This is a genomic window from Mycobacterium sp. AMU20-3851, from assembly GCF_043974665.1.
Classification (GTDB): Bacteria; Actinomycetota; Actinomycetes; order Mycobacteriales; family Mycobacteriaceae; genus Mycobacterium.
Map to the genome: position 1 here is coordinate 5043781 of NZ_CP146371.1, position 24758 is coordinate 5068538.

Below are 24758 nucleotides of genomic sequence, written 5' to 3' on the forward strand. Positions count from 1 at the left end.
CTCGGACGTAGCGGCACAGTCAAGTCCGGGCCTGGGCCAAGATGGACCGGTGACTTGGAGTACCCGTGAGATCGCCGAACTCGCCGGCACCAGCCTGCGGGCCGTCCGGCACTATCACCAGGTCGGTCTGCTTCCCGAGCCCGAACGGCGATCCAACGGCTACAAGCAGTACGGGGTGGCGCACCTGGTCCGGCTGGTACGCATCAAACGACTTGTCGATCTCGGGTTCTCGCTACCGCAGATCGCGGCGCTGGGCGACGAGGACGACCATCCCGAGCAGGCGCTTCGGGAACTCGACGCCGAACTGGCCGCGACGATCGACCGGCTGCAGCGGGCCCGCGACGAACTGGCCGAACTTCTGACCACCTCGGCGCCCACGGATCTGCCGTCCGATTTCGCGCCGGCGGAGGCGGTCGCCAAGATGACCGACGCGGACCGCAAGTTGATCGTGGTGCTGAGCCGGGTACTGGGCCCCCGGGGTAGGCAGGCCTACGCCGACCTGATCCGCGACGCCCGGGAGGACCCGGCTGCCCGCGAGTTCGACACTCTGCCTGCCGATGTCGATGAGGCCACCCGCCAGGACCTCGCCGAGCGCCTGGCCCCCTACATCCGGTCGGTCCGCCAGGACCATCCCGGCCTCAGCGAGGCCCGCTTCGACGCCCCGCGCGGTGCGCGCTTCGCCGAGAAGACCATCGACGATGCGATGACCGATCTCTACAACCCCGCCCAGCTCGACGTACTGCGCCGAGCCGGCGAGATTCTGCGCGGCTCAGCCACCCAGGTTCGGTAGCGGCAGCGGCGCCAGCCGGTGGCTGGGCGGTTCGGTGCCGTGCAGGTGCCGGACGAAATAGTCCCAGGTGCGACGCAGGAAGTAGTGCTGTCGGCCGATCAGCGCGTGCTCGGCACCGGGAATCATGATCAGGTCGAAATCCTTGTCGGCCTTGATGAGTGCGTCGACGAGACGCATCGTCATGTACGGGTGCGCGTTGTCATCGAGCTCACCGTGGATGAGCAGCAACTTGCCGGTGAGGTTGGCGGCCAATGTGGTATTCGAGATGGCTCGCCTGCCCTCGTCGCTGAGGTCACCGTGGTAGTGCTCGGCCCACATGGCGAGGTTGATGTTGTTGTCGTGGTTGCCCGATGTCGCGACCGCCACGTGGTAGGCCTCGGGATACATCAGCACCGCACGCGCGGCGGCGAAGGCGCCCGCGGACTGACCCGTGATGCCGACCCGTGCGGTATCCAGCCACCGATACCGGTGCCCGAGTTCCCGGATCGCCGCGACATGGTCGTCCAGGGCGCCGCCATTGCCGAGGTCATTGTAGGAATGGTCCTGAAATGCCTTGCCGCGCGCCGCGCTACCGCGTCCGTCGATCGCCACGACGGCGAAACCGAGCGCCGCGAACGCCTCCGGCTCGCCCTGATGCGGCGGATCGAACGACGGTCCGGCCCGGTAGATCTGCGGGCCGGGATAGATGTGCTCGACGATCGGGTAGCGCTGTTGCGGATCGAAATCGTGTGGGCGCCAGAGCAGACCGTAGATCGGCGTGGTGCCGTCGGCGGCGGTGGTGCGGAAGCGTTCGGGCGGGCTCCAGCCGAGTGCCTCCAGCGCAGCTGTTCCCGGTGACTCCAGCTCGACGGTCACCGCCCCATCGGCGTCGAGCACAACAGATCGGGGGGCCACGCTCGACGACGATGCCCGATCCACGATGTAGCCGCCCTCGGGTGGGCTGACGGCGTCATGGTCGAGATGGTCGTCGGTCAGCCGGGTGAACCCGGAACCGTCGAGATCGATCCGGCAGATCTGCCGGAGGTACGGGTCGCTCTCGACGAGTCCGCCGGCGACGAACCACACCTGCCTGTGCTCCTCGTCGACCCACAGCAGCGAGCGGACGAGCCACGGCCCGTTGGTGATCTGGGTGCTGTGGCGCCCGTCGGCCGAGTAGAGATACAGGTGTCCCCAGCCGTCGCGCTGCGACCACCAGACGATCTCACCGGAGTCGAGCACGTGCACCATCTGCGGGTCGCCCAGTTGCACCGCGGGGTCGACGCGGGTTTCGCCGGTCTCGGTGATCAGCGTGGTGGTGGCGCCCGTCGCCGGGTCGAGGCGGCGCAGCGCAAGGGTGCGGGCGTCGCGGGAATGGTGCAGGAAGTGCACGGCGTCGCCTGACTTGCCGGTCCACCACGCGTAGACGAGCGCGGTGTTGTGCATGATCGGCGTCGGTGGATCCTGCTGGCGGACCACGGAACGATCGGTGACGTCCAGCACGTTCCACGTCATGTGCGCCACGGCCTCCTCACCGGGCATCGTGTAGCGGGTGCGGTGCTCGACCGGGCGGCCACCGTCACGCGGTGTGGATTCGACGAGCACCAACTCCGGCAGGTCACGTTGATCGATGCGCTGCACCAGGATTCGCGTGGAGTCCGGTGACCAGTGCAAGAAGAGCGGGCCCGGCAGGCCGAGGAGCCGCATCAAGGCCTTGGCCCCGGTGGTCTCGGGCAGACTGCCGTAGTCGAAGTGCGGTTCGGCGTCCTCGGTGAGCGCAAACTCCTCGCCGCCCCCGGCGGGCCGGACCCAGATGTTCCCGTCCCGGCTGAACGCCACCCACTGCTCGTCCGGGGACGGCACCTCACCGGGCAGGGGCGTCACATGGTCGGACTTGCGCAAGCCCAGACCGTCCGACCATTCCCATGCCTGCTCGAGCGCGTTGAACCGCACCGCATCGCCGTGGAACTCGACCGCCGCGATCGGCAGATCGTCGCCGTTCACCGCATGTCCCGATGCCACCGAGAGCGCCGCGGCCAACCGGTCGTGATCGAATGCCGGGCGGCGGGCACCTGCGGCCGGATCGACGAGCACGTAGCGGGTGCCGACCTGGTACCAGAACCGGGTGCCGCCGGAAAGCCACTGCGGCGCCAGCCTGCTGCCCGGGACCTTGCGCGCCCGGTAGGGCGCGAGCAGTTGCTCGGCGCGTGCGTAATCGGAGTCGGTCAGGATGCGAGTCACACCGTCAGGCAACACCCGGACGTAGCGGCATGGTCAAGTCTCCAGTCGCTTCGCACGCCCGGGACCTCGAGCACTATTTGACACTGCCGCAGCGGCAAGCCGTAAGTGGCGGCATACCGATCGTCGTCGCTCGCACTTCCTGAGTTTCCTCGGGAACGGGGTCTTGGCGGTCGTGCTGCTGGTGGGTCTCGAACGGGCGCCGGGTTAGCCGTCCTCGCCGCGCAGGCGCGCCTGCAGATCCTGCTTGTCCTGCCGGCGGCGCTCGTCGAATTCGGCGATGCTCATCGTCGCCCGCCGGCGCAGCGGCGCGAAGACCCAGATGCCCAACGGCAACGCCAGCACGATCGCGAACAGCACGGCCACCACCACCGGGAACTCGCGCAGACCGACGAGATGGCCGACGCCGAGGATCACCGCGGTGAGCACCGCGGCCAGCGCCAGGCGGGCGAACAGGTAGGCACCGACATCACGCAGCATCCGGGGACCCAGCCGAGAATCAGACACGGTCCGAGCCTACCGAGGAGGCGCGTATATTCGGAGCAAGGAGGTTATTGGCTTGCAGTACTTACTCCTGGCTCTGATGGTGGCCGGGCTGGCATTCGCGACGTACCGGTTGCTCCGCGCATCGGCAAACCGCCCACGCCCCCGGGTGATCGGGCCCGACGACGATCCCGACTTCCTGCGCCGGCTGGATCCCAAGGACAACCCGCGCAACTGACCCGCGCCGTAGCGCGACGGGTCAGTTCGCCGGATGCCCCGGAGTGGGGAAGCCGCGTGCGACCACCGCGGCCAACTCGAGCAGCGCCTGACGGGTCGCCGGTTTGAGGCGTTCCAGGCTGATCTCCGCCCCCTCTTCCAGGTGCGGGTCGAATGGCACCTGCAGCACCGCGCGGCACCGCCGCGAGAAGTGGTCGACGACCTTCTGCAGATCCACCTTGCCGGATCGCGGACGCACCGCGTTGACCACCGCGACCGCGTTGCGCACCATGTCCTGGTGACCGTGGGCGTCCAGCCAGTCCAGCGTCGCCGAGGCCGAGCGCGCACCGTCCACCGATCCGGAGCTCACGACGACCAGCACATCGGCCTTCGCCAGCACTGCCGCCATCGCCGAATGCAACATCCCGGTGCCGCAGTCGGTGAGCACCAGGCTGTAGTACCGCTCCAGCACTTCCACGGTCCGGGCGTAGTCCTGTGAACTGAACGCCTCGGACACCGCCGGATCGGACTCCGAGGCCAGCACCTCCAGCCGGCTCGGACCCTGCGAGGTATAGCGGCGCACATCGCTGTAGCTGGCGATGCCCTCGGCGTCGCGCAGCAGATGCCGCACGGTGGCCGGTGTCTCCAGCGGCACCTTCTGGCTCAGGGTCCCGCGGTCCGGGTTGGCATCCACCGCGATCACCCGGTCCCCGCGGGTGGAGGCGAACGTGGCACCCAGCGTCGCGGTGACAGTGGTCTTGCCGACACCGCCCTTGAGGGACAGCACCGCGATCCGGTAGCAGCCGCGCAGCGGCCGGCTGGCATCCTCGATCAGGGTGATCTGGTTGGTGACCTTCGGGCTCTCGCCGACGTTGACCAGCTTGAAGGTGCCCAGATAAAGCCATCGCCGCCAGCCACTCGTCGGCGCCTGTTTGGGCTGCCCGAGCAAGGCGACGGTGGACAGGTCCAGGTACGGCGCGGGTAACGGCACCGGGCTGGTCTGCGGGGGCGGATCCGGTGCGGGACCGGACGCTGCACCCGCAGGCGCCGCGTGCGGTTGCGCCGGGAATCCGTGCGGTGGCGTCGGCGCGGTCCACTCCGGGGGCAGCTGCTGCCCCGGGTCGGAAAACCGTTGCTGCGCCCTGAAGCTGTCCCCGCCGGGCACGGCTCAGCCCACCCCGGCGTATGAGTGCAGACCCACGGTCACCAGGTTGATGAAGAACAGGTTGAAGATCATCGCGACGAACCCGACGACGTTGATCCAGGCCGCCTTCTTGTCCCGCCAGCCCGCGGTCGAGCGGGCGTGCAGGTACGCGGCGTAGACCACCCAGGCGATGAACGACACCGTCTCCTTGGGGTCCCAGCCCCAGTACCGGCCCCATGCCTCCTCGGCCCAGATGGCGCCGAAGATGACGCCGAAACCGAACACCGGGAAGGCGAAGATCGTGGTGCGGTAGGCGATCCGATCCAGCAGCTGCGCATCCGGCAGCCGCGACAGCATCCGGCCGAAGCCGTTGTCGCGCTGGGCGAAGGACGACATCTTGAGCAGGAACAGCACGCTGGCCACACCGGCGACCAGGAACACCCCCGAACCGAGGCTGACCACCGAGACGTGGATCGGCAGCCAGTAGGACTGCAGGGCGGGCATCACCGGTGCGGCGTGGGTGTAGAGCCACTTGCCCGACACGGTGAGCAGGATCAACACCGGCGGCAGCACGAACACCCACAGCCCGCGGTACTGGGGACGGCGCAACACCACCGCGGCCGCGACCAGACCGGAGAAGCAGGTCAGGTTGATGAACTCGTACATGTTGCCCCACGGCACCCGCGCGGTGGCCAGCCCGCGCAACACGATGCACGCCGCGAGCAGGACGATGCCGGCATAGGCCAGGGCCACACCGGCCCGGCCGATGCGTTCGTCGACGGTGCGGGCGGAGTCGACCACGATGCCCGGTGTCGCGCTGGCGCGATCCACCGCGGAGCCGGCGCCGGCCGAGACCAGTTCGCGAGCCTCCACCTTGCGGCTGCGCGAGTAGGCCAGCTCCACCGCCAACAACAGCAGTGCCAGCACCAGCACCACGACCGATGACGTGAACGCCCAGTCCGAGTATCGGGCCAGCTCGATGTCGATGTCCGTGCTGTTCACGCTGTCTTTCCTCCGTCGCCAAGTGCCCGGCCGGTTGCACTGCCTCCGTCACCGAGCAGTCGGTCCGTCAACCGCTCGAACTCGTCGCCCCACCCGGAGTTGTCGGTGCGGGCCAATCCCCCGAGCTCGACGCTCACGGTACCCGCAGGACCGGGGGTAATCCGAACCCAGACGCGTCGGCGCCGCACCAGCAGGGACACCACCAACCCCGCCATCATGGTCAGCGAGAACACCAGCACCCAGATCTGCGCCGGATCGTGGGACACCTGCATGTTGATGAACGGCACGGCGCCGTCGAAGCGCACGGTGGTGCCGTCGTCGAGCCGCTTCTCCTCACCCACCCCCAGGTTGACCCGGGCCTCCTTGTTGAGCCGGCCCTGGCCGATCAGCCGGGGATCCAGATCGAAGATGGACTGCGGGCGGCCGGTGTCCAGCCCGGTGTCGCCGCGGTAGATGTCGACGGCCACCGCCGGCTTGTTCAGTGCCGGGAAGCTGGACGACAGCAGGGTGCCGTGTAGGGACTCGGTCGGCGCGAACAGGCCCTGGATCGCGATCTGCTGTTTGCGGCGTTCGTCGGCGTCGGGATAGCTGCCGGCGGGCGGGTCGACCCGGATCACCCCGGAGGACAGCAGCGTCTGCGGATCGTCGGGACGCCACTGCACGGTCTGGGTGCGGAACTGACCGTCCGGGAAGGTGACGGTGAACGTCGGCGCATAACCGTGGCCCTGCAGGTAAACCCGGTCCCCGCCGACCCGCAGCGGGTGGTTGACCTCGAGCCGGTAGTCGTTCCAGGTGTTGGTGGTCAGGTCGTCACCGGCCTGGTACTCGATGTTGGCCGCGAAGGTGAGCGCCTGCCCGCTGGGCAGGTAGTCGGCATCGAAGTCGTTGACCTTCACGCAGATCGGGTACAGCGAGGTGCCGTCCACCGTGTTGCCCGCGCGGAACGAATCGAAGGCGGCCGGCGATGCCGAGCAGAAGCCGGGTCCGCCGTCGGCGATGACGATGACGTTGCCCTCGTAACCGAACAACTTGCCCGCGGCGATGGCGACCAGCAGCCCCAGCAGCGAGAAGTGGAAGACGATGTTGCCGAACTCGCGCAGATAGCCCTTCTCCGCGGAAATTTCGATGCTGGATGTCGCCGCCGGAGCGGCTCCGGCGGCCTCGCCCGTGGCGCGGGTGGTGCGCCGCCAGCCCCGCAACCGCTCGTTGACCGTCGCGGCCAGCTGCGCCGGCTCGGCGACGACCTCGGCCTCGTGGTGCTTGGGTAGCCGGGACAGGTTGCGCGGCGCGGCCACCGGCACCGCGCGCAGGCTCTTGATGTGTTCGAACAGGCGCGGGGTCAGACAGCCCACCAGCGAGACGAACAGCAGCACATAGATGGCGGTGAACCAGAAGCTGGAGAACACATCGAAGCCCTGCAAGCGGTCCAGCCAGGGCCCGATGGTGGGGTGCTCGACGAGGTACGCGTCGACCTTGGAGGCGTTGAGGCTGCGCTGGGGCAGCAGCGCGCCCGGGATCGCGGCCAGCGCCAGCAGGAACAGCAGCACCAGCGCGGTGCCCATCGAGGTGAGCGTGCGCCAGGTGTTGCGGATCAGCGCCCAAATGCGTTGGAGGGCTTTCATATCGGCAACCTCACGTCGCTGACGAAGGCATCGCGTACCCAGGCCACAAAGTCTCCCCACAGTCCGGTCACGAGTGCGACGCCGACGGCGATCATCAGAATCCCGCCGAATATCTGGATGCCGCGGGTATGCGCCCGCAGCCAGCCCAGTCCGCGGACGGCCCGCGCCGACCCGAAGGCGAGCAGGACGAACGGCAGCCCCAGGCCGAGGCAGTAGGCGATCACCAGGGTGATGCCGCGGGCGACCGCGGAGCCCTCGGTCGCCGAGGACACCGCGATCACCGCGGTCAGGGTCGGCCCCAGGCACGGCGTCCAGCCCAGCGCGAAGACCGCCCCCAGCAGTGGAGCCCCGGCGAGGGTGGACAGCTGACGCGGCGCGAAACGTGCCTCGCGCTGCAGCAGCGGGACGAAGCCGATGAACACCAGGCCCATCGCGATCGTCACCACACCGCCGATGCGTTGCAGCAGTTCCTGATTGGTGATCAGCGCGGTGGTCATGCCGAGCACCGCGACGCTGCCGAGCAGGAACACCACGGTGAAACCCGCGACGAACAGGCCGGCCGCGCCGGCCACCCGCCAGCGGCCCGGTCCCCCGGAGATCGCCGCGAGGTAGGACAGGTATCCGGGCACCAGCGGCACCACGCACGGCGACGCGAAGGACACCAGTCCGGCCAGCAGACTCAGCCCGATGGCCAGCAGCAGCGGCCCACCGGTGATGAGATCGGTCATCGCACAATCACTTTTCGGCTGCCAGGCGTTCGACCACCGGTTGCAGGTCTTCGGCCAACAGCTCACGCAGGAACACCGCGGCGACCCGGTGTTGACGGTCCAGGACCAGGCTGGACGGGATGACGGTGGTCGGATACTTTCCGCCGAAGGCGATCATGGTGCGCATCGACGGGTCGTAGATCGACGGGAAGGTGATGTTGCGGTCGGTGATGAAATCCACTGCGGCGGCCCGGTTGTTGTCGCGGACGTCGATGCCCAGGAACTCCACACCCAGGTCACGCGTCGCGTCGTAGACCTGTTGCAGATGCGGCATCTCCGAACGGCACGGCCCACACCACTGACCCCAGATGTTGATCACGACGACCTTGCCGGGGAAGTCCGACAATGCCAGCGTCCGCTCCGGGTCCATCAGATCCGGGCCGGTCAGCGGCCCCGGGGTACCTCGTGATTCGGCCGGATCGTAGAAGATGTCGGTCTTCCCGCCGGGCGCGACGAACTCGAACGTCCCGCCCTGAGCGACGGCGTCGTCGCCGGTGCTACAGCCGGTGACCAGTAGCGCCAGCGACATTGCCAGGGCGACAAGCAACTTCACTAGATACCCCAGGGCTCCGTGTAGCCCCACCGGATCAGGCGGTCGTCGTCGAACGTGAACGAGGTGATCGACGCCAGATTGCACAGCCGGCTGTTCGGCAGCGGAAGATGCGGCAGCGTGCGCCCGGTCATCGCCCGGCGCAGCGTCTCCACCGGCAGCTGATGGCTGACGCAGACGGCCTCGTGCCCGGCCGCCTCCTTGCGAGCCCGGTGCAGCGCGGCGATCATCCGCGGCGCGATCTCGTCGTAGGGCTCGCCCCAGGACGGCTTGCGCGGGTTGCGCAGCCGGGGCCAGTTCCGCGGGTCACGCAGGGCACCGTCGCCGGGCGCCACCCGCTTTCCCTCGAAGTCGTTCCACGACTCGATCAGATCGTTGTCGGTAGCGATGTCCAGCCCGTGCACGGCAGCGATCGGCGCCGCGGTCTGCTGGGCCCGCTCCAGCGGGGACGCCACCACGTAGGTGACGTCCTTGGATGCCAGCCAGTCCGCCGCGGACTGGGCCTGCGCGCGGCCGCGGTCGGACAGGTTGTAGCCGGGCAACCGCCCGTAGAGCACCTTCTCCGGGTTGTGCACCTCGCCGTGGCGCATGACGTGCACCGTCGTGCGGATGGGCGCGCTCACCGAGTGGGCCTGGCGGCTTGCGCAGCAGCCCGGGCGGCGTGCGGCAGGGCGGCGGCGATCTTGTCGAAGGCGTCGTCGTCGAGAGCCGTTGACACGAACCAGGTCTCGAAGGCGCTGCAGGGCGGGTACACCCCGGCGTCCAGCAGCGCGTGGAAGAAGGCCGGGTAACGCCAGGTCTCGGTGGCCTTGGCGGAGGCGAAGTCGGTGGGGGTGGTCTCCCCGAAGAAAACCGTCAGGAAGCTTCCGGCCCGCGCGATGCGGTGTGCGACGGACGCTTCGGTGAGCGCCGCGGTGAGCAGGGCGTCCAACCGGTCTGCGTTGGCGTCGAGGGTGGTGTACACGGCGTCATCGGCGGCGCGCAGAGTGGCCAGGCCGGCGGCCATGGCCACCGGGTTCCCGGACAGCGTGCCCGCCTGATAGACCGGGCCCAGCGGCGCGAGCCGTTCCATCACCTCGGCGCGGCCCCCGAATGCGGCGGCGGGCAGCCCGCCGCTCATCACCTTCCCGAAGGTGAACAGGTCGGCGTCGACCGGGTCGAGGCCGTACCAGCCGGCCCGGCTGACCCGGAAGCCGGTCATCACCTCGTCGAGGATCAACAGCGCGCCGTACTCGGCGGTGATCCGGCGCAATGCCGCGTTGTAACCGGGCAGCGGCGCCACGGTGCCCATGTTGCCCGGGCTGGCCTCGGTGATCACGCAGGCGATCTGTTCGCCGAGGGCCGCGAAGGTCTCTTCGACCGCGGCGACGTCGTTGTAGGGCAGCACGATGGTGTCGGCCGCGGCCGCTCCGGTGACCCCGGGCGAGGACGGCAGCCCCAGCGTCGCGACCCCGGAGCCGGCGTCGGCCAGCAGCGCATCGCTGTGGCCGTGGTAGCAGCCGGAGAACTTGATGATCTTCGGGCGCCCGGTGAACCCGCGGGCCAACCGGATGGCGCTCATGGTCGCCTCGGTGCCGGAGTTGACGAACCGGATGCGCTCGACCGGGCCGACACGGTCGACGATCTCGCGGGCCAGTTCGGTCTCTGCCGGGGTGGGGGCGCCGAAGGACAGCCCGTCGGCGGCGACGCGCTGCACGGCCTCGACGATCTCCGGGTGGGCGTGACCGAGGATCATCGGACCCCACGAGCACACCAGGTCGACGTAGCGATTGCCGTCGGCGTCGGTCAGCCAGTAGCCGTTGGCCGAGGTGATGAAGCGCGGCGTACCGCCGACTGCACTGAACGCCCGGACCGGGGAGTTCACCCCGCCGGGGATCACCGCGGACGCGTCGGCGAATAGCGCTGCGGATGCCGAAACGGACAAACCGGTACTACTCATGGCCCCCAGTGTCCCAGTCAGCGCCGCCCCGGCAACTACAGGGTGTAGTGGACGTCGCCGGACCGGCCCGACAAGCGGTGGCGTGGCAAATCCCACACATGAGTTTCGCAAACTCACTACTTCGTGCAAAATGCCCGATTTAGCGGATAAACATCCCGCCAATGCGTAGATAGGGAAATCTCTGTGAATGATCAGCTACCTGTTCGCGAACCCGGGATCCGTTATCCGTTCGCACTTCCCTCGGGTGGCCGGCGCAGAGCCGTCAAGATCAGCCTCGGTCGCGTGCTGCTGCGGCTGCGGCCCCGCCACGGCCGGTCGCTGCTCGAACACGGCGACCCGGCCACCTTCTCGCTGACCGACCGGCTGATGATGGCCGGCTGGACCCACCGCGCCACCCCCGCCGACTGGCCGGCCCTGAGCGCGCTGCACCAGCGATTCTGGGCCGGTCCCGGCGGCACCCGGTTCAGCAGCGATCCGGGCGTCGCCGACCGGTTCGAACAGTGGTTCCTGGCCGAGCACGCCCGCCCGCTGGAATTCCTGCGCGGCGAACTGGGCGGCCGGACCTGCCCGACGCTCTGCGAGATCGGCAGCGGCAACGGCCTGGCTCTGGAGTACGTCAGCCGCCAACTCCCCCAGATCGGCCGCTTCGTCGGCGTCGACATCAATGCCGAGGCGACCCGCAACAACGCCCGCCGCTGGCAGCACGACGACCGGTTGGGGTTCGTCGCCGCCGACGCGGTGTCCTGGATCGCCGCCAACGCGGGCATGGACTGGGCGTACTTCGCCAATGCCGGCGTTCTGGAGTACCTGCCCGAGGAGAAGGTGACCGAGCTGTACCGCATCACCGCCCAACGTGGCGGCTGGTGGCTGATCACCGAGCCGGTCTACGCCGGCTACGACCTGGCCACCGAGACCGCCTCCCGCCCGCACGGCGGGGAGTTCAGCTTCTGCCACAACCACCCGTATCTGCTCGGCCGGGCGGGCTGGGACGTGGCCGAGCAGTACGAGACCGAGGTGGCCGGCATGCGCTTCCTGACCGTATGCGCGCGCAGGGCCACCGCATGAGCACCGTCCAGGATCTGTTCGCCGCACAGGCCGCCCGCACCCCCGACGCCGAGGCCATCGTGCACCGCGAGGCCACCCTGACCTACGCCGAGCTCAACGGCCGGGCCAACCGTCTCGCACACCGGCTGATCGACGCCGGGCTGACCCCGGGTACCGGGGTGGCCTTCCTGTGCGACCGCACCCCACTGCTACCGATCGCGTTGCTGGGCATCCTGAAGGCCCGCGGTTACTACATCCCGCTGGACCCGACCTATCCGGCCGCCCGCATCAACGGGATCATGGTCGACGCCCAGCCGTTCGTCCTCGTCACCGACCGCGACGCAGACGCACTGGGCGCGGTAGGGATCTCCACCGATGTACCCGTGATGACATTGGGCCCGCACGACGGGGCGGACCCGGTCAACCCGCCCGAGGGCAGCGCCGACGACCTGGTGTACTCCATCTACACGTCCGGATCCACCGGAAAACCCAAGGGCACCCTGAACTTTCAGCGCGGCGCGGTGAACGTCAACCGCTGGATGATCGACGGATTCGGCGTCGGGCCGGACACCCGGGCGCTGGTGGCCACCTCCATCGGTTTCGACATCACCAGCAAGGCCATCTGTTCCCCGCTACTGTGCGGCGGCACCGTCGTGCTCTACGACTCCCCCATCTACGACCCGGCGCGGATCCGGCAGGCCATCGTGGACTTCGAGGTCAATACCCTCAACCACACCCCCACCGGACTGCTCGGCCTGATCGAGGACAGCACTGCCCAGGCCTACGCACAGATGGCCGGTGTACGTCGGCTGCTGATCCTCGGAGAAGCATTGCGGCTGGACCGGTTCCGGCGCTGGCTCACCCATGCCGACACCCGCCCGGTGCTCTTCAACGGCTACGGGCCCACCGAATGTGCCGACACCATCGCCGCCCACGAGGTGACCGATGCCGATCTGAGCACCGGCGGCGACTGCCCGCTGGGCACCCCGCTGCCCAATATCGTGCTGACCGTGCGCGACCGCGACCTGCACCCGGTCCCGCCCGGCGAGAAGGGCGAGATGTGTGTACAGGGCGTCTGTGTCGGCGCCGGCTACCGCAATCTGCCCGAGCAGACCGCCGCGGCGTTCGTCGCCGATCCGCTCGGCGGCGGCACCCTTTATCGCACCGGCGATCTGGTCAGCCAACGCCCCGACGGCGTATTCCGCTACCACGGTCGGCTGGACCATCAGGTCAAGATCCGTGGCCACCGGGTGGAACTCGGTGAGATCGAACAGGCACTCAACCGCATCCCCGGGGTTCTGGAGAGCGTCGTGACCGCCCCGTCGCGCCCCGACGGGGAACGTTTCGTGGCGGCCTACCTGCGTACCTCCGGCAGCGCCCCGCTGCTACCGACCACACTGAACACCCAACTGGCACAGACGCTGCCGGATTTCATGGTGCCGGCGAGCTACACCTTTATGGATGTCTTCCCGGTCAACGCCAGCTTCAAGGTGGACCGCAAGGCCCTGCCCGAGCCGGTCCTCGGTCGCCCCGCGTTGTCCACCGCGCACCGGCCGCCCGCCTCCGAGTTGGAGCGCACGCTGGCCGATCTCTGGGAGGACCTGCTCGGCTTCGGCGGTGTCGGCGCCGACGACCCGTTCTTCGAACTCGGCGGCAACTCGCTGCTGGCGACCCGGTTGGTCACCCGAGTCAACACCGAACTCGGTGCGGCACTGAGCATCACCGAGTTCTTCGAATCACCGACGATCGCCGGGGTGGCCGCCAAACTTGCCACACCCGAGCCGGTGGCCGCACCGGCACCTCGCCCACCTCGACACCCGCGCCCGGCCGACGGGGAGTTGATCGCGATCGTCGGCATGGCCGCCCGGGTGCCCGGCGCTCCGGACGTCCGCACGTTCTGGCGCAATCTGCTCGACGGGGTGGACTCCCTGGAACTGCTCGACCCGGATCCGTGTCGCCCGGACTGGGTTCCGGTGAGCGGCTGGGCCGCGGACACCGAAACCTTCGACCACACCTTCTTCGGCTATACCCCGCATGAGGCCGAGCGCATCGACCCGCAGCAGCGGCTACTGCTGCAGACCGCGGTGGCTGCCTTCGAGGACGCCGGACTGGCCACCGCCACCAGCACCCTGCGCACCGGCATCTACGCCGGGGTGGCCGCCAACAGCTACCTGACCCGCAATGTGCTGCCCCACGATCAGACCGGCAATCTCGGGCTGGGTTACGCGCTGGTGGGCAACGACAAGGACTACGCCGCCACCCGCATCGCCTACAAGCTCGGCCTGACCGGTCCCGCGATGAGTGTGCAGACGGCGTGCTCATCCAGTGGTGCGGCACTGCATCTGGCGTGCCAGGCGCTGCTGGCCGACGACTGCGACGTCGCACTGGCCGGCGGCGCGTCGCTGCCGTGGCAGTACCGGCACGGACACGAGCACCTTCCCGGCGGGGCGCTGTCCGCCGACGGGAAGGTACGCGCCTTCGACGCCGCCGCCACCGGAATGGTGCTGACCGGTGGCGGCGCCTGTGTGGTGTTGCGCCGCCTGCCGGACGCGATCGCCGACGGGCACACCATCCACGCCGTCATCCGGGCCACCGCGCTGAACAACGACGGCGCCGCGCGCGCCAGTTTCACCGCGCCGAGCATCGCCGGTCAGCGGGCCGTCGTGCGCAGCGCACTGGACCGGGCCGGGGTCAACGCCCGCAGCATCGGGGTGCTGGAGGCGCACGGCACCGGCACGCCCCTCGGGGATCCCATCGAGGTCGCCGCGATCACCGAATCCTGGCGGGAGGACACCGCCGACACCGGCTTCTGCGCGATCGGCAGCGTGAAGTCCAATATCGGCCACCTCGATGCCGCAGCCGCGATGGCCGGGGCCATCAAGCTGGCATTGATGCTGCGCCACGGCGAACGCCCGGCGACGCTGAACTTCGCGCAACCCAACCCGGACTGCGCGTTCGAATCTTCCCCCTTCTTCGTCAACGACACCCGTGGCCGCTGGGTCACCGACGGACCGCGCCGTGGCGCACTGTCTTCATTCGGGTTCGGCGGCACCAACTTCCACGCCATCCTCGAGCAGGGGCCGGACCGTGTGGTCAGCCCGGCCCGCCGGGACTGGCAGGTGCTGCGGTTGTCGGCACGCTCGCTCGAGGCGCTGCAGACCCAGATCACCGAACTCGCCGACGTTCTGACGGACTCCGGGGAGTCTCTGGCCGACGTCGCCTACACACTCGATGTGGGCCGCAACCGCCACCAATACCGCGCCGCCGTGGTGGCACGTACCGCGGCGGAGGCGGCCGCGCGGTTGCACGATCGCCGGGCCGTCGTCACCGGAGGCGACCCGCATCCCCGACCGCACCTGGTGTTCGGTTTCCCGGGCCAGGGTGCACAGCACGCCGGGATGGGCTGGCGACTGTACGAAACCGAGAGCGTGTTCCGCAGCACGGTCAACCAGTGCGCCGACATCCTGCTGCCCGCATTGAATGTCGACCTGCGCGAGGTGATGTTCGGGGACGAATCCGGTGACGTCCTGCGCGACACCCAGTTGGCGCAGCCGGCCATCTTCACCATCAGTTATGCCACCGCGAAGCTGTGGATGAGCTGGGGACTGAAGCCGCACAACATGATCGGCCACAGCGTCGGCGAGTTCGTGGCCGCCACCCTGGCCGGCGTGTTCGAGCTCGAACATGCCCTGCTGATCCTGGCCGAGCGGGCCCGGCTGATGCAGTCGACGCCCTCGGGTGGGATGCTCGCGGTCCGGCTGTCCGAACAGGATGCGCAGCAGTACCTGGGCGGATCGGTGGCGATCGCGGGCGTGAACTCCGCGAAGCTGACCGTGTTGTCCGGCCCGCACGCCGAACTCGACGCGGTCCGGCACCGGCTGGAGGCGGCGGGGGTGCCCACCACCGCACTGCACACCAGCCATGCCTTCCACTCCCCGATGATGGACCCGATCGTCGATCCGTTCACCCGGGTGGTCGCGCAGTACCCGCGCAGCGCGCCGACACTGCCGTTCTACTCCAGCCTGACCGGTCTGCCGATCACCGACGACCAGGCCCAGGACCCGAACTACTGGGCACAGCAACTGCGTAATGCGGTGCGCTTCGCCCCCGCGCTGCTGCACGCCGCCGAGACACCGGGCTGCGTGCTGCTGGAATGCGGGCCCGGCCAGAACCTCACGACCAGTGCCCGCCAGTCCGGGATCACCGCGGTCGCATCGCTGCCGCACGCCGGAGCCGCCGATGCCGACGACGCCGAGCATCTCGGCACCGCGGTGGCCCGGCTGTTCCTGGCCGGGGTGCACACCGACGCACGCCGGGTGCACGCCGGTGAGACGCGCACCCGGGTCAGCCTGCCCACCTATCCGTTCGCCAAAACCCGGCACTGGCTGACGCCGACGGCGGCGCTGCCAGTGACGGCCGCGGGCGCTCCGGAATCCGCTGTCGTGGAACAGGACACCGACACCGACACCGACCCGGCGGATCGGATGACCACCTTCGTGCGGACGTTGTTCGCCGAAGTCGCCGGCGTCGACATCGGCCCCGACGACGATCACCGCTCCTTCCTGGAGATGGGGTTCGATTCGCTGCTGCTCACCCAGATCACCACCCAGATCAACCAGCGGCGCTCGGTATCACTGCGGTTCCGGCAGCTGCTGGAGGAATTCCCCACTCCCGCAGCCCTTGCCGCGCAGTTGGTTCAGTTGGAGGCCGGCGCGGACGCCGCGGCGCCGAAGGTGTTCGGCGCCGGTACCCGGATCAGCACGAACGCCGACGAAGCTCTGACGCCGCGGCAACGCGCGGCGCTGGACGAGTTCGTCAGCCGCTACACCGCGCGGACCGCCCGCAGCCGCGCGTATGCCGATGAGCACCGCCCCCACCTGGCCGACCCACGTGCGGTGTCGGGCTTCCGCCCGCTGTGGAAGGACCTGGTGTACCCGATCGTGGCGGACACCTCGAAGGGCCCGCGGTTCACCGACATCGACGGCAACGACTACGTCGACATCACCAACGGGTTCGGCTCGGTGTTCTTCGGGCACCGGCCCGATTTCCTGGTAGACGCCGTCCACGCGCAGGTCGAACGCGACATCATCATCGGCCCGCAGAACCCGGTGGCGGGTGAATGCGCGAAGCTGTTCGGCGAGATGGTCGGTCACGAGCGGGTGGCGTTCTGCAATACCGGTTCCGAAGCTGTGCTGGCCGCGATCCGGTTGGCCCGCACCGTGACCGGACGCAACCTGATCGTGCAGCACGAAGGCGACTACCACGGCATCACCGACGAGGTACTGGTGCGCAGCACCCCGAGCGGGCGCACCGTGCCCGCCGCACCGGGTGTCCCGCCCGAAAGCGTGGCCAACACCATCGTGCTCGAGTACGGGACCGCGGAATCGCTTGCAGTGCTGCGGGAGCGTGCGCACGAGCTGGCGGCGGTGCTCATCGAACCGGTGCAGTCCCGCAAGCCCGACCTGCAGCCCGCCGACTATGTGCGCGAGGTCCGCAAGATCTGCGACGAGAGCGGCACCGCGCTGATCATGGACGAAGTGGTCTGCGGGTTCCGGGTGCACTGGGCCGGAGCTCAGGGCGTGTGGGGCGTGAAGGCCGATATCGGCTGCTATGGAAAGGTTTTCGGCGCCGGGTTACCGGTCGGCGCACTGGCCGGCACCCCACGGTTCATGGATGCGCTGGACGGGGGCAGCTGGCAGTTCGGCGACGACTCGATGCCCGAGGTCGGCGTCACCTACTTCGCCGGCACCTTCGTGCGGCACCCACTGACGATGGCCGTGGTGCACGCCACGCTGCAGCACATGAAGGCCAATCCCGGTCTGCAGGAACAGGTGAATCACACCGCAAAGGGGTTGGTGGACCGGCTGAACGGGCTGTTCCGGTCCGAGGGTGTGCCGATGCACATCGGTCGGTTCGGCTCGCTGATGAAACCGGAGTGGACCCAGGAACTCGCGTTCGGGGAACTGTTCTACTACTTCCTGCGCGAGGCGGGGGTGAACGCCTGGGACGCCCGGCCGAACTACCTGACCACCGAGCACGGCGAGGCCGAGGTGCAGTTCATCGTCGACGCCTTCGCCTACGCCATCGCCCAGATGAAGCAGGGCGGGTTCTTCGACGACGTGACACCCACGGCCGAACTGTTCGGCGCCACCGTCAGCGAGGACGGGTCGACGATGTCGGTGCCCAGCACCGAATCACAGCGCGAGGTGTGGCTGGCCGCACGCTTCGTCGGGGACAACAGCGTGGCCTACAACGAGGGGCTGAGCCTGAGTCTGGACGGCAAGCTCGACGAGGGTGCCCTGCGGCACGCCCTGCAGACCCTGCTGGACCGGCATGAATCGCTGCGCGCCAGGTTCTCCCGGGACGGCCGCTCACTGCTGATCGACACCCGACTCGACCTGGACCTGCCGGTGCACGACTTGTCCGGTCACGACGACCGGGCCCGCGCGGAAGCGCTGAACCAGATCCGAGAACTCGAGATGAGCAGCCGATTCGATCTGCGCAACGGCCCGCTGGTCCGGTTCCGGCTGGTGCGCCTCGGCACCGACCGTCACACACTGCTGTTCGTCACTCACCACGCAGTGTGCGACGGCTGGTCCGGCGCGGTGGTACTGAGCGAATTGGCCGCCTTGTACTCCGCGCAGGTGGAGGGTCGTGAGGCCGAGCTACCGGCGGCACCGCGATACTCGGACTACAGCGCGATCGAGCATCGCTTTCTGCAATCGCAGGAAGGTCAACTGCACCAGGACTATTGGCTCAAGCAGCTGCGTGAGGTGCCGGCACCGCCGCAGATCCCCGGTGATATCACCAGGGCGGACGAAGACGATCTGTCGGCGGCCCGGGAGGACCGCCCGCTGGATGCCGAACTGGTGGCCCGGCTGCGCGGCGTAGGCAGCGCACACGGGGCCAGCCTGGTGGCCACCATGCTGGCCGGTTTCGCCGGACTGCTGCAGCGGCGCACCGGGCAGGACGATCTCGTCATCGGATTGGCCGCCGCCGGACAGTCGTTCCATGGTCAAGGACATCTGGTGGGGCACTGTGTGAATCTGCTGCCGCTGCGCTTGCAGATCAGCGACGCGGACAGTTTCACCGACGTGTTGCGCGGCACCCGGGGAGCGTTGTTGGACGCCTTCGAGCACCAGGGCGTCAGCATGGGCACGTTGTTGCAGGAACTCAATCTGCCCCGGGTCGGGAATCGACCGCCACTGGTCAGCATCGTCTTCAACATCGATGTCCGCGATGACGACATCCGGCATACCGGGTTGACCGTGGGTTACCAGACCCTGGTGCGTCAGGCCGAGACGTTCGAACTGTTCATCAACGTCGTGGACAACGGCACCACCATGGTGCTGGAGGCGAGCTACCGCACCGCGCTCTACAGTGCAGAGCTGATTCGTAATCTGCTGGCGCAGTTCGAGAATCTGCTCCGCAATGTCTGTGACAATCCTGCGGCGACGCTGCGCCGGCTCTAGGATTCGGGGCATGTTGTTTGCGCGCCAACGGGCCGAGTTCAACCGCAAATACGTCAACCCGCTGGTCGAGCCCCTTGCCGGGTACGTCCCGCTGTGGTCGGCCGTCGACCACGTCGGCCGCAAGACCGGAACCGGTTACCGCACACCGGTGACCGCTTTCCCGACGGCCGACGGTGTTGCGGTGCTGCTGCCCTACGGTTCGGACACCGACTGGGTCCGCAATCTGATGGCTTCCGGTTCCGGGCGGTTACAGATCGATGGCCGCAGCCTGCTGGTCGAGCAGCCCCGGGTGGTGTCGCTGAGGGAGGCCGTCGCGGCGATGGATGCGCCTTGGCGACATGTACTGCGCGTTGCGCCAATCGGTTCGGCGCTGCTGCTCACGCGGTCCAGCTGAGAACGGCGCCCCGCCCCGCGGTCATCACCGTGCCGGGCATGACCCGTAGCCGGTACGGCGCCAGCCGCAGCACGGCGAACGACGGCGACATCGGCGAGTCCCAGCCAGGGATGATCGTGGGGTCATAACCCAGGGGCGGAGGGGCGTTGACGAACTTGTCCCACACCGCCGTTCGGGTGTCCTCGTCGAAATACCATTCGACCAGGCAATCGGCACTGCAGGTGTCGTGGTTGGTGGCCCAATAGCTGACCGATACGTAGGGGTTCACGGCGAGATGGTCGTGTTTGACCTTCGACGGCACAGTCGCCACCCAACCGAACAGGTCGGTACCGTCCCACTCCCAGATGGGATGCAGGATCCGGGTACGGGGTCTGCTGTCGGCATCCACGGTGGCCACCGATGCCCACACGATGGAGTGGGCCATCTCGATGAACGCGGTGGTGGTCTTCTCCAACTTTGTCTGCGGGGGTGAAGTCACCCGATCAGCTTATTCTTTGGAGTCCTCGTTGTAGATCGGCTTTCCCTCTTCGTCGAGCCAGTCGCTGACGGCGGTGCCGCTCACGGTTCCGTCGCTGCCGGGCAGCACGGACGTCGGACGGTTGTCCTCGTAGCCTGCTATTTCTTCGGGATCTGGTGTTTCGGTCATGGGATACGGAATGACCGCTCACGTGACCCACGAAACAATCAGGCGGATACCGACCGCAGCGCCGCCGGCAAACTGGGCAGAAAATGCCTGGTGGCGAAGGCGCGCACCTCGTCCTCGGTCTGGACCGGCTGCATGCTCGGCAGTAGCAGGACCATGGCCGCGTACCGCAGGATCGTGTCGGCGAGGTCGTTGACCACGGGCGCGCCGATCCGCTCCGCGAAACCCTCCGGAAAGATCACCCGCAGCGCGGCGGCCATCCGCTCGACGGCGGCCCCATAGTGCTGGTGCAGCATCTCCTGCGCCAGCGCCGCGTCCTCGGCGATCATCTGGTTGAGCACCCGGTGACGCCGGAACCGCATGATCGACAACGTGAAGGCCTCCACGTAATAATTCGATTGCGGCCCAGCATTTTTCAGCGCAACCGCGATGTCGGCGAACAACGACTCATTCTCGCGTTCGATGACGGCGCTGACCAGTTCGTCGCGGTTGGCGAAGCGCCGGTAGATCGTGGTCCGGCTGACCCCGGCACGGCGCGCGACGTCGTCGAGGGCGACACGCCGGATACCGTGGCGTTCGAATTCGATCAGCGCCGCATCCAGGATGGACTGCGTCGCGTCAGGCGTTGGCATAACCCTTGAGCGCGTACTTGTTGTACCGCACCGACATTGGCAGCCGATCCCACAGCCAGTTCACCGGGCGGGACCGCCAGAAAGCGGCGAACGCCTGGTAGGCCTTCTCCTTGCGATCGCTCCAGGGCAGCTCCAGCATCTCCCGGGCCTGCGGCGGCATGCCGCCGGTGGTGAGGAACGCCGCGACGGGATTGAAGACGGGGGCGATGACCTTCCAGGCCAGCGGGTGCACACCCTTCGGGCGCGGGAAGCCCTTGGTCACGTAGCCGACGCCGTACTGGGCGGTCTTGTGGGCCACCAGGATCTCGCTCATCATCCGGTCCCAGTACTGCACGAAGTCGGCGTACGTGGCCGGCATCGGGCGGTCGCTCACGCCGTAGCGGCGGTACCAGGTCTTGGACTCCAGGTAGATCTGCTCCTTCTCGGCCTCGGTCAGGCGCTTGACGAAGGTGTCGGCGAAGTACAGCACCTGCTCGACGAAGGTGGCGTGCGCCCAGTAGTAGGTCTCCGGGTCCAGGGCGTGGTAGCGCTTCCCGTCGGGCATGTCGCCCTTGATCTCCTTGTGAAAGTCCCGGACCTGGGTTCCCCGGTTGTCACTATCGGTCCCGTAGACGGTCATGAAGATCGGCGGCAACGACCGCTTGACCCGGGCCGCGGTATCAGAGAAGAACACCGAGTGGTCCAGGACGCCCTGGCCGAGTTCGGCCAGCATGTTCTGCAGCACCGCGGGGCGAGGGCCGATGAGGTACATCCGGTTCTCACCGAAGTATTTCCACACCAGGGAGTCGGGCCCGAGCGGTAACGCGTCGTCCAGAGCCTCGGGAGTGTTCTCGACCAGTTCCGTCATGGGCACAGTGTTACAGATTTTGAACTTTGTTCCAATCGGATGTGGCGCGCGTCATACCGCGTCGGTGGGTCGAGGTAGAATCGCACATATGTTCGATAGGGTCGCGTTGGCGGGGATGAGTGATGAGGCGCTCATCTCGGCGGTGACGGCCGCGACCCGGGCCGAGGCGATCGCGGCCGCAGACCGACTCGCGTTGATCGCCGAGGTGACCGCCCGCCAGTGTGATGACGAGGACGACGGCAGCGCCCATGTGGTGATCGATGGCTGGGCCTACGCCAAAGCCCAGGTGAGCGCGGCCTGCAACCTGGGCGAACATGCCGCCTCCACCCAGATGCACATCGGCAGGGCACTGCGGGAGCGGCTACCCCGCACCGCGGCGGTGTTCGCGACCGGGGCCGTCTCGACGAAGGTGATCGCCGAGATCGCCTGGCGCACCCGACTGGTCATCGACGAGGAAGCCCTGGCGTTGATCGACGCCGCGATCTCGTGCGAGGCCGCCCGCTACGGCACCCTGTCAGAAACAAAACTGACCCGGGCAGTCGATCTGTGGGTCCAGAAATTCGATCCCATCGCGGTGATCCGCTCCAAGACCGCCGCCAAGGATCTCTACGTCGAATTCGACGACCGCAATGACCCGAACGGGGTGTGTTCGTTCTGGGGGCGATTGCGGGCCACCGACAAGGAAGCGGTCAAACAGCGCCTGCACGATCTGGCCGCCACCGTGTGCCCCAATGATCCGCGGCCGCTGCGCGAACGCCTCGCCGCCGCCCTGGGCACCCTCGGCATCATCGGCCCCTCCCTACAGCGGTTGGCATGCCAATGCGGAGACCCCGACTGCGAAGGCAGCGGCAAAGACCCGCGATCCACGGCGGTCGTCATCTATGCACTCAGCGACCAGGTGCCCGGATCCGGCGCACGGCCCGCGCCTGAGACTGGGCCCCAGCCCACCCCGGCACCGCAAGGACCCGGATGGCCGGAGCCCGAGTCCGCCGCGCCGAAATCCGAACCCGAGACCACGCCGGAGCCGGCCCCTGAACCGGACACACCGGATCAGCCCGCGGCGCAGTCGGCCGCGCCCTCGGGGCCGGAGCCCCAGCCTGCGATAGACCCCGCCGCACACGTGCCACCCGAGTCCCGGCCGGCGGCCACCCACCCCGGCGCCGGCGCCGGCGCCGGAATCACTCTCGACGGCGCCATCATCCCGGCGGCCATGCTGGCCGACCTCATCGCCACCGGTGCCAAGGTCCGGCCCCTGGCCGAGGCCGCGAACCTACCCGCCGAACGTCAATACCGGCCCTCCACCGCACTGGCCGCGTTCGTGCGCATGCAATCGCAAACCTGCAGCTTCCCCGGCTGCTCGAAACCCGCGCACCGCTGCGACCTCGATCACCTCACCCCCTGGCCGGCCGGGCCCACCCACCCCGGCAACCTACGCCCGCTCTGCCGCGAACATCATCTACTCAAGACATTTCGCACCGGCCCCAACGGCTGGACCGTCACCGCCGGACCCGACGGCAGCACAGAATGGCGCGCACCCACCGGACACACCTATGTCACCACCGCGGGCGCGGCGATCCTGTTCCCGCACTGGAACATCCACACCGACGTCCCACCACCACGACACATCAGCCTGCTCCACGACGAGCACCGGGACGCCATGATGCCCACCCGGGCCCGCACCCGCGCCCAAGACCGCGAATACCGCATCAACGCCGAACGCACCCGCAACGCAACCGAACTCGCCCTCGCACAAACCGCAGCAGGTGACGCCACACCCGGCGGCATTGTCAACAGCCGGGCCACCAACAACGGCGACCCCGACCCGCCACCGTTCTAACGGGAGGCGCGCAACCTCGCGACACCCAGCACCGCGAGCACCCCGGCCGCGGTGAGCAGGGACAACGCCAGCACGACCAGCGGCGGGTAGTAGACCACCGTGGTCATTTCGGGCTGACCCTCCAGGATCGGCGGCACCTTTTCGGTCGAACCCGCGGCCAGCCAGCTCACGACCGCCCCCACCAGGGCGAGGCCGGCCACCACCAGTTGGATCAGCGCGATGCGCTTCACGAGCTCGGCTCTCCCACCAACTGCTCCAACGCCGCGCGCAGGGTGCGATGCCGGCGAGCCCAGGCCTGCCCAGAGCGACCCTCGGTGAGCTTGATCCCGATGCCGGTGCGCCCGCGCGGCACACCGCTGAGCTCGCCGAAGGCACGGTAGGTCTGCCACTTCTCGGTCTCGTGCCGCTTGGGTTCCGGGAAGATGCGGACGATGTCGGCGATGTTCACCAGCTCGGTGCCCTGCCGCAGCGTGGTGGGCGTCAACTCCACCGACGTGTGGATCCGCGCCGCCTTGATCTGGATCGCCAAGAATCCGCTGACCAGAATCATGAACGCCACGGGCACACCGAGCTGGACACCCACGCCGCCGGACAGCTGGATCGCCATCATCGCGCCGCCCGCCGCCGGACCGGCCAGCAACCACCACCAGGTCCCGCCGGGCTCACTGAAGAGCACCTCCTCGGCGGTCACCGGGTCGCTCGTATCGCCCTCGTTCACTGCACCTCCAGGAACCAGTCGGAGGCCGCGGGCCGCATGAACAACGTCGCCCCGATGGCCACCGGCACAATCCCGAACAGCGCCACCGGCGTGATCGCGAACGGGGCGAGCAACGTCAGCACGAACACAAGTGCCACCAGCGATGCGGACAGCCACACCGTCGAGCGGCGGAAGCGCAGATCTCCGTTGCGGGCCCGGCCGGCCAGGAAGCTCAGCGCCACCCCCGCCAACACCAGCAGGCCACTGATCCCGCCACGCATGATGACGATGCTGCGCACCTCACCGTCGGACAGTTCGGGCGCGAACGCGCTTCGCGGCGTGCCGAACGCACTGGTCAGGCCGAGCAAGCCACCGGCCAATAGCAGCACCGCACCGGCGGCTACCAGCCAGAATGCGATGTTGACGATGGCCGGACGCGGCGCAGATGTGGGTTGGGTCATATCC

Annotated in this window: 22 protein-coding genes; 6 read left to right on the plus strand and 16 right to left on the minus strand. The window is 68.4% G+C overall.

The window, feature by feature from the left end; genetic code table 11:
* Positions 1-49 precede the first annotated feature (49 nt).
* Positions 50-790, plus strand: coding sequence for a MerR family transcriptional regulator (locus V4U86_RS24120; protein WP_395308381.1), 741 nt, complete (start codon positions 50-52; stop codon positions 788-790).
* On the opposite strand, the gene V4U86_RS24125 is transcribed toward V4U86_RS24120, so the two are convergent.
* Together V4U86_RS24125 and V4U86_RS24130 are read right to left on the minus strand one after the other, a co-directional pair.
* The gene (locus V4U86_RS24125) at positions 770-3007 is read right to left on the minus strand and encodes a S9 family peptidase (RefSeq protein WP_395308382.1); all 2238 of its coding nucleotides are present in this window, start codon (positions 3005-3007) and stop codon (positions 770-772) included. The genes V4U86_RS24120 and V4U86_RS24125 overlap by 21 nt on opposite strands.
* Positions 3008-3211: 204 nt before the next feature.
* Complete coding sequence (locus V4U86_RS24130; protein ID WP_395312193.1) at positions 3212-3484, minus strand: DUF4229 domain-containing protein; 273 nt, start codon at positions 3482-3484, stop codon at positions 3212-3214.
* A gap of 79 nt (positions 3485-3563) precedes the next feature.
* Here V4U86_RS24130 and V4U86_RS24135 point away from each other — a divergent pair, with 79 nt between their 5' ends.
* Positions 3564-3725 carry a hypothetical protein gene (locus V4U86_RS24135; protein ID WP_395308383.1) on the plus strand — a complete coding sequence of 54 codons (162 nt, stop codon included), beginning with the start codon at positions 3564-3566 and terminating at the stop codon, positions 3723-3725.
* Positions 3726-3746: 21 nt separating this feature from the next.
* Here the strand turns inward: V4U86_RS24135 and V4U86_RS24140 are convergent, their stop codons facing one another.
* Genes V4U86_RS24140 through hemL form a run of 7 tightly spaced genes read right to left on the minus strand, consistent with a single transcriptional unit; the run spans position 3747 to position 10727 of the window.
* On the minus strand, positions 3747-4868 hold the full coding sequence (locus tag V4U86_RS24140; protein ID WP_395308384.1) for a MinD/ParA family ATP-binding protein: 1122 nt from the start codon (positions 4866-4868) through the stop codon (positions 3747-3749).
* 3 nt (positions 4869-4871) lie between these two features.
* Positions 4872-5849 (minus strand): c-type cytochrome biogenesis protein CcsB, encoded by a 978-nt coding sequence (gene ccsB, locus V4U86_RS24145; protein WP_395308385.1) that lies wholly within the window; start codon positions 5847-5849, stop codon positions 4872-4874.
* Entirely contained in the window at positions 5846-7471 is a 1626-nt protein-coding gene (resB, locus tag V4U86_RS24150) for a cytochrome c biogenesis protein ResB (protein ID WP_395308386.1), read from the minus strand. Before resB ends, ccsB begins: the two co-directional genes overlap by 4 nt.
* Positions 7468-8199, minus strand: coding sequence for a cytochrome c biogenesis CcdA family protein (locus tag V4U86_RS24155; RefSeq protein ID WP_395308387.1), 732 nt, complete (start codon positions 8197-8199; stop codon positions 7468-7470). The genes resB and V4U86_RS24155 overlap by 4 nt, the downstream gene beginning before the upstream one ends.
* A gap of 7 nt (positions 8200-8206) precedes the next feature.
* On the minus strand, positions 8207-8767 hold the full coding sequence (locus tag V4U86_RS24160; protein ID WP_395312194.1) for a TlpA disulfide reductase family protein: 561 nt from the start codon (positions 8765-8767) through the stop codon (positions 8207-8209).
* Positions 8768-8790: 23 nt separating this feature from the next.
* Positions 8791-9378, minus strand: coding sequence for a histidine phosphatase family protein (locus V4U86_RS24165; RefSeq protein WP_395312195.1), 588 nt, complete (start codon positions 9376-9378; stop codon positions 8791-8793).
* A 29-nt stretch (positions 9379-9407) separates the two neighbouring features.
* Positions 9408-10727 (minus strand): glutamate-1-semialdehyde 2,1-aminomutase, encoded by a 1320-nt coding sequence (gene hemL, locus V4U86_RS24170; protein WP_395308388.1) that lies wholly within the window; start codon positions 10725-10727, stop codon positions 9408-9410.
* A 183-nt stretch (positions 10728-10910) separates the two neighbouring features.
* Here hemL and V4U86_RS24175 point away from each other — a divergent pair, with 183 nt between their 5' ends.
* The 3 genes from V4U86_RS24175 to V4U86_RS24185 are packed head-to-tail and all read left to right on the plus strand — an operon-like array spanning position 10911 to position 19637.
* Entirely contained in the window at positions 10911-11792 is an 882-nt protein-coding gene (locus V4U86_RS24175) for a class I SAM-dependent methyltransferase (protein ID WP_395308389.1), read from the plus strand.
* On the plus strand, positions 11789-19243 hold the full coding sequence (locus tag V4U86_RS24180; RefSeq protein WP_395308390.1) for an amino acid adenylation domain-containing protein: 7455 nt from the start codon (positions 11789-11791) through the stop codon (positions 19241-19243). The genes V4U86_RS24175 and V4U86_RS24180 overlap by 4 nt, the downstream gene beginning before the upstream one ends.
* Positions 19244-19253: 10 nt before the next feature.
* Positions 19254-19637 carry a nitroreductase family deazaflavin-dependent oxidoreductase gene (locus tag V4U86_RS24185; RefSeq protein WP_395308391.1) on the plus strand — a complete coding sequence of 128 codons (384 nt, stop codon included), beginning with the start codon at positions 19254-19256 and terminating at the stop codon, positions 19635-19637.
* Here the strand turns inward: V4U86_RS24185 and V4U86_RS24190 are convergent.
* From V4U86_RS24190 to V4U86_RS24205, 4 genes are all read right to left on the minus strand, one after another.
* Positions 19621-20061: a pyridoxamine 5'-phosphate oxidase family protein gene (locus V4U86_RS24190; protein ID WP_395312196.1), complete on the minus strand. Its 441-nt coding sequence runs from the start codon at positions 20059-20061 to the stop codon at positions 19621-19623. The two genes, V4U86_RS24185 and V4U86_RS24190, sit on opposite strands and share 17 nt — an antisense overlap.
* Before the next feature lie 63 nt (positions 20062-20124).
* On the minus strand, positions 20125-20283 hold the full coding sequence (locus tag V4U86_RS24195) for a hypothetical protein (RefSeq protein WP_395308392.1): 159 nt from the start codon (positions 20281-20283) through the stop codon (positions 20125-20127).
* Positions 20284-20321: 38 nt separating this feature from the next.
* Positions 20322-20912, minus strand: a complete 591-nt coding sequence (locus tag V4U86_RS24200; RefSeq protein WP_395308393.1) for a TetR/AcrR family transcriptional regulator — start codon at positions 20910-20912, stop codon at positions 20322-20324.
* On the minus strand, positions 20899-21759 hold the full coding sequence (locus tag V4U86_RS24205) for an oxygenase MpaB family protein (RefSeq protein ID WP_395308394.1): 861 nt from the start codon (positions 21757-21759) through the stop codon (positions 20899-20901). Before V4U86_RS24205 ends, V4U86_RS24200 begins: the two co-directional genes overlap by 14 nt.
* An 88-nt stretch (positions 21760-21847) precedes the next feature.
* On the opposite strand from V4U86_RS24205, the gene V4U86_RS24210 reads away from it, so the two are divergent.
* Entirely contained in the window at positions 21848-23596 is a 1749-nt protein-coding gene (locus V4U86_RS24210) for an HNH endonuclease signature motif containing protein (protein WP_395308395.1), read from the plus strand.
* Here V4U86_RS24210 and V4U86_RS24215 read toward each other — a convergent pair.
* From V4U86_RS24215 to V4U86_RS24225, 3 genes are read right to left on the minus strand one after another with little or no spacing between them, the layout of a single operon-like run.
* Positions 23593-23826, minus strand: coding sequence for a hypothetical protein (locus V4U86_RS24215; RefSeq protein WP_395308396.1), 234 nt, complete (start codon positions 23824-23826; stop codon positions 23593-23595). The two genes, V4U86_RS24210 and V4U86_RS24215, sit on opposite strands and share 4 nt — an antisense overlap.
* A complete protein-coding gene (locus tag V4U86_RS24220; RefSeq protein ID WP_395308397.1) occupies positions 23823-24314 on the minus strand; it encodes a DUF3093 domain-containing protein in 492 nt (163 codons plus the stop codon). The genes V4U86_RS24215 and V4U86_RS24220 overlap by 4 nt, the downstream gene beginning before the upstream one ends.
* Entirely contained in the window at positions 24311-24754 is a 444-nt protein-coding gene (locus V4U86_RS24225; RefSeq protein WP_395308398.1) for a hypothetical protein, read from the minus strand. Before V4U86_RS24225 ends, V4U86_RS24220 begins: the two co-directional genes overlap by 4 nt.
* Between the last annotated feature and the right edge of the window lie 4 nt (positions 24755-24758).

Excerpts from the sequence above, each read along its gene's own strand:
- V4U86_RS24155 (WP_395308387.1), bottom strand. The coding sequence starts at position 8,199 with ATGACCGATCTCATCACCGGTGGGCCGCTGCTGCTGGCCATCGGGCTG.
- V4U86_RS24185 (WP_395308391.1), top strand. The coding sequence starts at position 19,254 with ATGTTGTTTGCGCGCCAACGGGCCGAGTTCAACCGCAAATACGTCAAC.
- V4U86_RS24200 (WP_395308393.1), bottom strand. The coding sequence starts at position 20,912 with ATGCCAACGCCTGACGCGACGCAGTCCATCCTGGATGCGGCGCTGATC.
- V4U86_RS24195 (WP_395308392.1), bottom strand. The coding sequence starts at position 20,283 with ATGACCGAAACACCAGATCCCGAAGAAATAGCAGGCTACGAGGACAAC.
- hemL (WP_395308388.1), bottom strand. The coding sequence starts at position 10,727 with ATGAGTAGTACCGGTTTGTCCGTTTCGGCATCCGCAGCGCTATTCGCC.
- V4U86_RS24205 (WP_395308394.1), bottom strand. The coding sequence starts at position 21,759 with ATGACGGAACTGGTCGAGAACACTCCCGAGGCTCTGGACGACGCGTTA.
- V4U86_RS24130 (WP_395312193.1), bottom strand. The coding sequence starts at position 3,484 with ATGCTGCGTGATGTCGGTGCCTACCTGTTCGCCCGCCTGGCGCTGGCC.
- V4U86_RS24190 (WP_395312196.1), bottom strand. The coding sequence starts at position 20,061 with ATGGCCCACTCCATCGTGTGGGCATCGGTGGCCACCGTGGATGCCGAC.
- resB (WP_395308386.1), bottom strand. The coding sequence starts at position 7,471 with ATGAAAGCCCTCCAACGCATTTGGGCGCTGATCCGCAACACCTGGCGC.
- V4U86_RS24210 (WP_395308395.1), top strand. The coding sequence starts at position 21,848 with ATGTTCGATAGGGTCGCGTTGGCGGGGATGAGTGATGAGGCGCTCATC.
- V4U86_RS24160 (WP_395312194.1), bottom strand. The coding sequence starts at position 8,767 with ATGTCGCTGGCGCTACTGGTCACCGGCTGTAGCACCGGCGACGACGCC.
- V4U86_RS24180 (WP_395308390.1), top strand. The coding sequence starts at position 11,789 with ATGAGCACCGTCCAGGATCTGTTCGCCGCACAGGCCGCCCGCACCCCC.
- V4U86_RS24165 (WP_395312195.1), bottom strand. The coding sequence starts at position 9,378 with ATGCGCCACGGCGAGGTGCACAACCCGGAGAAGGTGCTCTACGGGCGG.
- V4U86_RS24225 (WP_395308398.1), bottom strand. The coding sequence starts at position 24,754 with ATGACCCAACCCACATCTGCGCCGCGTCCGGCCATCGTCAACATCGCA.